Source organism: Mesorhizobium sp. M7A.F.Ca.US.014.04.1.1 (assembly GCF_003998745.1).
Lineage (GTDB): Bacteria > Pseudomonadota > Alphaproteobacteria > Rhizobiales > Rhizobiaceae > Mesorhizobium > Mesorhizobium ciceri.
This window is the reverse complement of the sequence record NZ_RZRW01000184.1, coordinates 1-10,021: the sequence shown is the minus strand read 5'-3', so window position 1 is coordinate 10,021 and position 10,021 is coordinate 1. Positions and strand designations below refer to the sequence as shown.

Annotated in this window: 5 protein-coding genes; all 5 read right to left on the bottom strand. The window is 61.7% G+C overall.

What is annotated here, in order from left to right; all coding sequences use genetic code 11:
- Nucleotides 1-180 precede the first annotated feature (180 nt).
- Nucleotides 181-1,074 carry a carbohydrate ABC transporter permease gene (locus EOA22_RS14520; RefSeq protein ID WP_013529760.1) on the bottom strand — a complete coding sequence of 298 codons (894 nt, stop codon included), beginning with the start codon at nt 1,072-1,074 and terminating at the stop codon, nt 181-183.
- Between the two features lies 1 nt (nt 1,075).
- Complete coding sequence (locus tag EOA22_RS14515) at nt 1,076-2,026, bottom strand: sugar ABC transporter permease (RefSeq protein WP_063168934.1); 951 nt, start codon at nt 2,024-2,026, stop codon at nt 1,076-1,078.
- Between the two features lie 94 nt (nt 2,027-2,120).
- Entirely contained in the window at nt 2,121-3,446 is a 1,326-nt protein-coding gene (locus EOA22_RS14510; protein ID WP_013529762.1) for an ABC transporter substrate-binding protein, read from the bottom strand.
- Nucleotides 3,447-3,483: 37 nt separating this feature from the next.
- On the bottom strand, nt 3,484-4,569 hold the full coding sequence (gene ugpC, locus EOA22_RS14505; RefSeq protein WP_063168933.1) for a sn-glycerol-3-phosphate ABC transporter ATP-binding protein UgpC: 1,086 nt from the start codon (nt 4,567-4,569) through the stop codon (nt 3,484-3,486).
- A 422-nt stretch (nt 4,570-4,991) separates the two neighbouring features.
- Nucleotides 4,992-9,737 (bottom strand): autotransporter domain-containing protein, encoded by a 4,746-nt coding sequence (locus EOA22_RS14500; protein WP_245478637.1) that lies wholly within the window; start codon nt 9,735-9,737, stop codon nt 4,992-4,994.
- Between the last annotated feature and the right edge of the window lie 284 nt (nt 9,738-10,021).

Sequence of the window (10,021 nt, the reverse complement as noted above, 5' to 3'; positions counted from 1 at the left end):
GGCCACATCCATAACGATGTCGCTGGGTGGAGAAATCGCCAAGAAAGTCCGCCTTTTACCGGTTTTCCCTGACCAGACCATGCCTCAACAAGCTTGTGGCAGGCTTGCGGGAAGGAGAGGGAGCGGAGTGCGGGGATCGGATCGAAGCTGCCGGCCGAGGGTGGGATTTCCGCCTCAGCCTCACTCCTTGACCGCCCCCGTCATCGAGGAGACGTAGTGCTCGACAAAGAATGAATAGAGCACCACCACCGGCAGGGAGCCGATCAGCGCGCCTGCCATCAGGGCTCCCCATTCATAGACGTCCGAACGTACGAGTTCGGTAAGCACGCCGACCGGCACGGTTTTGTTTTCGGACGACTGGATAAAGGTCAAGGCGTAGATGAATTCGTTCCATGACAGGGTGAAGGCGAAGATGCCGGCGGAGATCAGGCCGGGCACCGACAGCGGCAGAACTATCTTGGTCAGGATTTGCCAGCGGCTCGCTCCGTCGATCAGCGCGCATTCTTCCAGTTCGAAGGGTATCGAGCGGAAGTAGCCCATCAAGAGCCACGTGCAGAATGGAATGAGGAACGTCGGATAGGTGAGGATCAGTGCGAACGGCGTATCGTAAAGGCCGAGGTTGAACACCATCACCGACAGTGGAATGAACAGAATCGAGGGCGGCACGAGATAGGCCAGGAAGATCGCCAAGCCGACCTGCCGCGCCCCGGAAAACCTCAAGCGTTCGATCGCATAGGCTGCGAACACCGCCGCCAGCAGCGACAGGAAAGTTGCGGCGGTCGAGATGATGATCGTGTTGAGAAGCCAACCCGGATAGGACGTCTCGAAGAGCAGATACCGAATATGCTCGAGCGTCGGATGGACGACCCAGAACGGGTTGAAATTGGCATAATCCGTCATCTCGAGATTGGGTTTCACCGCCGTGATCGTCATCCAGTAGAACGGGAACAGCAGCACGATGACGAAGATCAGGAGCGGCAGATAAACGGTCACCACGCGCCGGGGCAGGCTCTGAAGATAGCCCATGCCGCCTTCATCCGTGTTCGGACGGTTGCTCGTTTCGATCGCGGCCATGTCAGTCTCCACCGCCCTGCTGCCATTTACGACGTTGCAGCCCGAAATAGCTGAAAAGGATCGCCGCAAGCAGGAACGGGATCATCGCCACCGCGATCGCGGCTCCCTCGCCAAGCTGGCCGCCGGAAATGCCGCGCTGGAACGAGAGCGTCGCCATCAGATGGGTGGCATTCACCGGCCCGCCGCGAGTCAGCACATAGATCAGCTGGAAATCGGTGAAGGTGAACAGGACCGAAAAGGTCATGGTGATGGCGATGATCGGCGTCAGCAACGGCAGCGTCACATAGCGGAACAACTGCCAACGGCTGGCGCCGTCGAGCGTCGCGGCCTCGTAAAGCGATTGGGGAATCGTCTGCAGGCCGGCCAGCAGCGTGATGGCCACGAAAGGAATGCCGCGCCAGACATTGGCGACGATCACCGAGGCGCGTGCGTTCTCCGGATCGCCAAGGAAATTGATGCGGTGGTCGATCAGTCCCATCTGCTGCAGCGCCCAGGAGAGGATGGAGAACTGCGAATCGTAGATCCACCAGAAGGCGATGGCCGAGAGCACCGTCGGCACCACCCACGGCAGCAGGACAATCGCGCGGAAGAACGATTTGAAGGGAAGGTTCTGGTTGAGGAGGAGCGCCAGCCAGAGGCCGAGCGCGAATTTCAGGATCGAAGCGCTGATCGTGTAGAGCAAGGTGTTGAAGACGGAGAGCCAGAAGACGGCGTCGCTCCACAGATATTCATAGTTTTCGATGCCGATGAAGATGCCGGGGCGGCCGATGCGGGCGTCGGTGAAGCCGAGCCAGACGCCGAGCCCCAGCGGATAGGTCAGGAAGACAAGCAGCAGTGCAGCCGCCGGAAGCATGAAGCCGAAGCCAAGTGCGTTCCGGCTTTCGCTCCAGCGCGATAGAATCCGTGAGAAGATCGAAGATCGCGGCTGGATAGCAGCTGACGGCACAGCCATGGGTCGGCTCCTGCTGAGGTCTCATTGATCGGCCGGATCGGCCACGATGCAATCCGAAGCCAGCCGGGCAGCCGCGCTGCCCGGCTGAGCCGGCTCAAACGCGATAATAGCGATTTGCCCGCTTCTCGGCCTCTTCCATTGCCTCTTGCGGCGTCGCCTGGCCGGTCACCGCTTTGGCGAACATATCGACCAGCACGTAGTCGGCCATGGTTGCCGCCGAAGCATAGCCGAGCGGCCCGGCATAGCCGTTAGGCCGCAGAGTAGCCGAAGCCTTGGCGTAAGCGGCGTTGTTGGGATCGGCAGTCCATACCGGGTTGTTGTCGAATGCCTTCAGGGTCTGGCAGCAATATCCGGCCGAGGAGGTGATCCAGTCCTTCATTTGCGGTTCCTCGAACATGAACTGCAAATACGCCTTGGCCGCGTTGGGGTAGGGCGTGTAATTGAAGATGACAGCCGTGGTCACCTGGAACAATTCGACGGATTTGCCGACAGGGCCGATGGGCAGGTTGGTGGTGCGTATGTCCTTGGCGATTTCAGCCAGCTTCGGATCATTGTCCTTATTGATTTTGGCGGTGTTGTAGGCCGAGATGCCGTTGGCGATGACAGCCAGTTCGCCGGCCAGGAAGGCGCGGTTGTTGTTGACGTCGAGCCAGCTTTCGGTGCCTGGAATGAAGGTCTTGTAGAGTTCCTGCGCGTATTCGATGGCCTTGAGGGTCTCGGGGCTGTTGATCGTTACCTTGCCGCTCTCGTCGACCATCTGGCCGCCATGGCTCCACAGCAGCCAATGAGCATAGTTGTTGCCGTCGCCGACGCCATGGCCATGCGTGAAGCCGGCCGGATGGCCCTTCGCCTGCAAGGCCTTGCAAAGTTCCAGGAAGCCTTTCGTGTCCTTGGGAAACTCCGAAAAGCCGGCCTCTTTCACCCAGCTTTCCCGATAGACGATGGCATTTCCGATCGTGGCCAGTGGCAGGCCGATGAATTTGCCTTCCCGGGTCGCATATTGCTTTGGTCCATCATGCCAGCCGCCGTATTTCGAGCCGAGATACTCGCCGAGTTCGCTCACGTCGTGCAGCTTGTCGGGATATTGGTGCGGGTCATCGAACCAGACGAACATCAGGTCGGGGCCGGAGCCGACATTTGCCGCGACCGCCGCCTTGGGGCGAATGTCCTCCCAACTTTCCTTGTCGACGCGGACCGCGACACCGGTCGCTTCGGTGAAGCGCTTGGTGTTGGCCAGCCATTGGTCCTCGTCGCCCTGGACGAAGGGCGACCAGCGCAGCAGTCTAAGCTTGGCGCCATCCTCGGGTTTGTATTTCGGTCCGTCCTGGGCAAGGGCCGGAGAGCTGATGAACCGACTTCCCAAGGCACCCGCCGCCGCGCCGGCGGTGGTGCGGATCACGTCACGTCTGGTGAACTTCATGCTCGTTTCCTCCTGCTTGTTGTCCTTGCCTGTGGTCCTACTGATCGGTACGTGTTTGGAACCTCTGTCCGGTTTCTCCGTGAAAGAGATGGATGAGGCCGGGCTCGGCCGTAAGCCGGATGGTTTCGCCCGGCGTGAAGGAATGTCGTTCCCGGAAATTCGCGACGATCTCTTCGCCGCCGGCTGTCCGGCCGATGAGCTGCACTTCGGACCCGGTTGGTTCAACCACCGCGACGGTGACCGGAATGCCCCGGTCGTCGGACAGCCGCAAATGCTCGGGCCTTATTCCCAGCACCACAGGCTCGCCATTGGGGATGGAAAGTGCCGAGGCCAACGGGACTGAAATCCCCCCGGCGCCGCGGAACGAGGGTGAGCCGTCAATAGCGATCTCGCCCCTCAGCAAATTCATGGCCGGCGAGCCGATGAAGCTGGCGACAAAAAGATTGTTCGGCCGGTCATAGAGTTCCAGCGGCGGCCCTATCTGCTCGACGATGCCGTCATGCATGACCACGATCTTGTCAGCCATGGTCATGGCCTCGATCTGGTCGTGCGTGACGTAGACTGTCGTCGTCTTGAGGCGCTGGTGCAGTTCCTTGATCTCGGCGCGCATCTGCACCCTGAGTTTGGCGTCGAGATTGGACAGCGGTTCGTCGAAGAGAAAGACCGCCGGATCACGCACGATCGCGCGGCCCATGGCGACGCGCTGGCGCTGGCCGCCGGAAAGCTGCCGAGGATAGCGCGCCAGCAACGGCACCAGCCCAAGGATTTCGGCCGCGCGGCGCACGCCTGCATCGCTCTCCGGCTTGGAAACTCCTTTGAGCATCAGCGAGAACGCCATGTTCTCGGCAACGGTCATGTGTGGGTAGAGCGCATAGTTCTGGAAGACCATGGCGACGTCGCGCTCCTTGGGCGCAACGTTGTTGACGACACGTTCGCCAATCGCGATCTGGCCGCGTGAAATCTTTTCCAGGCCGGCGATCATTCTGAGAAGGGTTGATTTTCCGCAGCCCGATGGTCCGACCAGAGTGACGAACTCGCCGTCCTCGATGTTCACGCTGACCCCGTGCAGGATCTCGACAGCGCCGAATGATTTGTAGACTTCGCCAATTGCGACAGACGCCATCGATCCTCCCAACAAATTCCTGCGACGTCGTCGAAGGAACAACGCTTCCGCTAGCGACAGCCCTGGCTCCTCCCAGGCTCACGCTAGGCCGAAACGGTAGCGCTACCAAACCGGGCTGTAAAGCGTTTAGGGGAAAGCCGAACCTTGGGAGGGTCCGCTTCGCGCCACACAATCCTCCCAGCTGCTCCTGCGTCCGCTTCTGCGCGATCAAGTCCGGCACCTGCGGTCGCAGCGTTCGCGTTCATCACAGTTGCGCACGTCCTTGTAGGCTCGCTCCGACCGGCGGCGATAAGGCTGGCTTCCTGCCTGGCGCTCGCGAGGTTCGCTTCCTGGCGTACGACCGCCTGGGCGATGCGACAAGCGGATTGAATAGCCCCTTTTCCGTCAGGGGCAGTCATTCCGGAACGATCCTTCCCGCTTGATTAGAATTCCACGTTGAGTTTTGCATTAAAGCCGTTCTGCTGGACGCCGGAGCCGAACTGACCCTGGTAGGCGACGCTGAGGGTTGCGGCATCGGTCAGGTTGAGATCGAACCCCGCTTCGATGGCGGCACTGTCCTTGGCGATCGGCACGCCAGCGATCGTGAAGGCATCACCGGCAGAGAAGGCATGTGTGCTGGTCGGTATGACGTCGCCATAGGCATGGCGCCAGCCCAGCATGCCGCGCGCTGTGGCATTGATGGCGCCGAGCGTGAAGCCGGCGGAGGCTCTGAGACCAAGCGTGGTGAAGGTGGCGTCGGTGGTCTGGCTTGCACTGGTCAATGCCGCCGCACCGCCCTTTTCCGTGAAGCCGTCCGTATGCAGGTTGACATAAGCGAGGTTGGCAAAAGGCTCGAAGGCCGCGACTGGCGTATCGATGCGATAGCCGAGTTCCCCGAACGCCTGGAAGGTGCCAGCGTTGTAGTCGCCGCTCAGGCTGTCGGCAAAGCCGGGCATGGCCACCGAGCGCGATGTCTTCATGTCATGCCACGTATAGGCAAGCCCGGAGCGGAAGGCGAGAGCGCCCCGCTGCGTGCCACCATAAAGGCCGAGATGATAATTGTCGCTCGAGCCTGACGAGGATCGGCCGTCGGCATCGAAGCTCGTGTGGCTGTAGCCAGTCATGATGCCAAGCCGCACATCCTCCGCGACAAGGCCGTCGACGCCGGTAAGAAAGCCGCCGGTGGAGGTATCGAGGCCTGCGGCATTGCCGTCGCCGTCGAAGGAACCCCATGACCCGAAAGCCGTGCCCCAGGCGGCAAAGCGATCGGTGGTGGCAGGCGCCAGCATCGGACCGCCTTCGCCATAGGCCAGCACCGGCGTTGCCGGGATACCTACCCCCTCGAAGGCCGCACGCAGGCGGTCATTGATGGCATCGCGGACAAAATGGCTGTCCTCGATCAGCGCCGATTTGGCGGACGCATGGATCTCGCCAGATAACACATCGAAGGCTTCGCGTGCGGTTTCATCGTCCGGCAGGCCGGCGATTGCATCGTAGATCGGGTTGCCCGGCCCGGCGCTTTCGGCGCCATTGGCGGTGGCACACTGGTTGCGGGTGCCGGCCACGTCGCAGAACGACACGTCATTGCGGGCAACGTCGAGATAGATATTACTGGCGTCATAGGCGAGTGCCAGATCGACAAACGGGGCGTTCTGGTCGAACGCATCATAGGTGCCGGTCACGCCCTGATCCGCGCTCAGGATCGTGTAGCGGGTTCCGGCACTGTAGCCGCCCGGCGCTTTGAGCGCGAAGACGGTGCCACCCTGGATGGTGGCTTTGCCCGTCACGTCGATCAGGTCGGAATTGCCGGCCGGATTGATCTCGACTTCGTAGGTCGAGCCTATCTCCTGCGTGTAATCGCCTGACACATTCAGCGTGCCGATCGAATTGCCCGGCGTAATCGTGCCGCCAGAAGCGATCGTGGTCGTACCCACCGTTCCCGAACCGCCGAGCGTGCCGCCGGCTGCAACCGCAATGGCGCCAGCAATGCTTGCCCCGGAATGGCTGCCGTCGCCGACAACGAGCTTGCCGCCGCCGATGGTGGTCAGACCGGTATAGGTGCTGACGCCGTTCAGCGTCAGCGTGCCGGCGCCGGTCTTGACGAGGCTCCCTCCGATGCCAGTGCTGCCATCCTGGATGACGCCGCCGATGGTGTCGTTCTTATCCAATCCGCCAAGCGTCAGCACCTTCGAGCCGAGAAAGACGAGACCATCGCCCGAAAGCGAGCCAATCGCGATACCGTCCGACGTCATTTCGGAGATGTCGACCTTTCCCCCCGTATCGTTGATGATCGTGGCGCCATCCGCGGTGTTGGCGCCATGGAAGCCAACGAAGCCGCCCTTGTTGGTGATGGCGGCGCTGCCGGCAGACGCGGTGTCGTAGAAGTCGAGCGTTCCTTGGATTGTAACGCCAATCGTGGCATTGGCGGCGCTCGAATTGCCGTTGAAGGACGTCCTGCTACCATTGCCGGTGATCGAAGCCGCACCGGCCGATGTTTCGTCGTTGAAGTTGATGCGGCTTTGGGTAGTGACGATCGTCGCCGTTCCCGCCGACGCACTGCCATCGAAGCGCATCGTTGCGTTTGTTTCCATGACGATGTCGAGGCTCTCGGCGCTTGCATCATTGATGAAGCGGAGGTCACCGGCCTTGACATTCACCGGTCCGCTGCCCAGCGCGCCTGTCGTCGCCGCGGTGATGAATCCTGCCGAAACCGTCGTCCCACCGGCGTAGCTGTTGGCGCTCGAAAGCACCAGCCCGCCGGCCCCGGTCTTGGTGAGCGCGCCGGTCCCGGAGATGACGCCGTTCGCCGTCAGGTCGGCATCGGTCTGGAACGTCCCACCGCCGGCATCCAGGGTGACGTTGCGCGCCGTCGCGAACGCCGCCGTGTTCCGCAGCGTGCCGCCGTTGAATGTCAGGGCACCGCTTGCAGCGCCGAGATTGGCATCGGAAGAAACGGAAATAATCCCGCCTAGAAGCCGCGTGCCGCCCTGATAGCTGTTGCTGCCTTCCAGGACGAGCGTGCCGCCTTGCGTCTTGCTGACCCCGCCCGCGCCGGTAATCGTCGTCGCGATGGTGGCTGCCGTGCCGGCCAGCACGCGGATCTCGGCATTGCCATCGGCGCTGTCGGAACCATCTATCGCGAGCGTGCCGGAACCTTCCAGGCGGTAGCCGCTGTCGACGAATTGCAGGCCCTTGAAGCTTTGCGCTCCTTCGACGGCGATCGTGCCGCCGTCGAAGCCGCCCGGTTCGTTCTTGAACACCGCATGGTTTCCTGCCCAGGAGACGAGAGTATCGCCGCCCTGGTTCAGCCATTTTTCGTTCGTGGTGTTCCAGGTCCCGTCGCCGCCTTGCCAGTGCTGCAGCGTGTCGTCGCCGGCCGCTCCGATGAAGAGGTCGACATTGCCGCCGCCCGCCTGGATCTCATAGGCGGCCGGATCGGAAAGCGGCGGCTTCGTGCCGATCTCCAGGCCGTTGTCGGTAAGGCTGCCGCCATAGGTCATCAGCCGGTAATAGCCGAGGCCCGCCGTGCCATCGGCCACGTCGCCGCTCTGCGCAAGATTGAGCGTACCGTCGAGCGTCAGATTGCCACTCACCCCGATGCGGTCGCTTATCCCCGGAGAGCCGGTTGAACCGCCTGGATTGCCGAATTCGTAATCGAGAATCGACCCTGAAGAGAGGCCCAGATTTCCGGCAACCGTCAGCGTACCCACCGAATTGCCTGGCGCGATATGCCCGCCATCGGCAACCGTCGTCGTGCCCACCGTGCCCGAGCCACCGAGCGTGGCGCCGTCCTCGACATTGATCGTGCCACCGAGGAAGCCGGCACTGGCATGGTTCCCGACAAGAAGCGTGCCGCCTGCAACAGTGGTGGCACCGGTGAAGCTGGAACTGTCCGCGGCCAAAACGGTCGTGCCGCTTTCATGGAGGATGGTCCCCAAGCCGGTCAGGGAAGGGGTGAAAATCAGATCGGACCCATCGGGATTTCCCAGATGATTGAACACAACCGTGCCTGTGCCAGCGCCAAAAGCTATCGATGCCGCATCAACCGTGCCGGCGGCCTTCGCCACTTCCCCACTTGCCGCACCGATGTTGAGCGTTCCGAATGATCCTGGCTGGGCCGCCAACCCAACGATAGCAGGACCCCCGGCAAGCGAAACCTGTCCGCCCTCCGACAGAGTCAGCGTGCCCTTGCCCAAGACGCCAACGGCAATGATGGAGTCGCCTGTCCAAACCGACCCGGGACCCGTAATATTCACAATTCCGGTGGCTTGAGCATCCCAACCAACAATGGCGTTGTTGCCGCTGGAAACCTGCCCGCCATTTTCAATGCTGAGCGATCCATTGCCAAAGAGACCAACTGCGATGGCATCAACGAGTGTCCAACCCGAATCATTTCCGGAAATCACCGCGGAGCCAGTGCTGCCCGCGCCATACGCCACAACTCCCGAATCGTTGAAAACCTGACCGCCATTCTCGACGATCAAGCTCCCTTTCCCTTTGGAATCCCCATTGGAATCCCCGACCCTAAGGACGTCGGCAGTCCAGGTGGCCGACCCTGAAACTCTTGCGGTTGCCCCCTCGTCCGGATCAGTTCCGTCAGTAGCAATGATCCCGGTAAAAGAGGTGAGCTGAGTGTCGATGTCGAGCGTGCCCCCCATGACGCCCAGGTTGCCCGCGAGGTCGGAAGCGTCGCCTGACAGCGTCAGCGTACCGGCGCCGGCCTTGCCGAAATGGCCGGGGCCGGTAATGGTCCCGGCATAGGTACCGTCGCTCGCCTGGTCGAAGACGACGGCGCCGGTGTTCACGCCTGAGAAGGTGAGATTGCCGCCGAAGCTGTTGGTGTCGCCGACCAAGGTGCCTTGATCGATGGTCCAGTCCTGCGCACCCGTGCCGGTCAGGGTAACGGTATTCGTCCCGGCCTTGTTAAAGCTCGTGAAGCCGCCGAACTCGTCACTCGCGCCTACCGTGGCCGTATTCACGAGCTTCGAGACATTGAAGGCCGGTGTGGAAGGCAGCGTGTCATAGTCCCCGAGCATCAATGAGCCGGTCGCGCCACTCTCCACCACGACATTGCCGGTGATAATCGAGCCGTTTCGCAGGGAAAGCGTGTTGACGCCGCCGGTGAAGGTGATGGCGTTAGCCCGGCCAAAGAAAGAATCTCCCCCAGTAATCTCCCCAACGTTAAGCACCGCCAAATTGGCCCCAACGATGCCGGTACCACCGTTTCCATTGCTGGGCGTCAGGGGAATATAGCCGGGGGCGCCGCCACTGCCGGTTCCGCCAGCAGGGCCGTTAGAGCCGCCGGCATGGCCACCGTTGCCCTCGCCGCCAATGATCACTCCGCTGTTAAAAACCGTCCCACCATTTCTGAGGTCGATCGCTGCACCGGCGGATGCAGAAACCCCGGCGCGGCCACCGGTAATGCGACCGTCGTTGACGATGCTGCCAGAATCTCCCATCACAATGGCTGTTC

Bases quoted from the DNA above. Each gene is read 5' to 3' on its own strand.
- ugpC (WP_063168933.1), bottom strand. From the start codon at position 4,569: ATGGCGTCTGTCGCAATTGGCGAAGTCTACAAATCATTCGGCGCTGTC.
- EOA22_RS14510 (WP_013529762.1), bottom strand. From the start codon at position 3,446: ATGAAGTTCACCAGACGTGACGTGATCCGCACCACCGCCGGCGCGGCG.
- EOA22_RS14520 (WP_013529760.1), bottom strand. From the start codon at position 1,074: ATGGCCGCGATCGAAACGAGCAACCGTCCGAACACGGATGAAGGCGGC.
- EOA22_RS14515 (WP_063168934.1), bottom strand. From the start codon at position 2,026: ATGGCTGTGCCGTCAGCTGCTATCCAGCCGCGATCTTCGATCTTCTCA.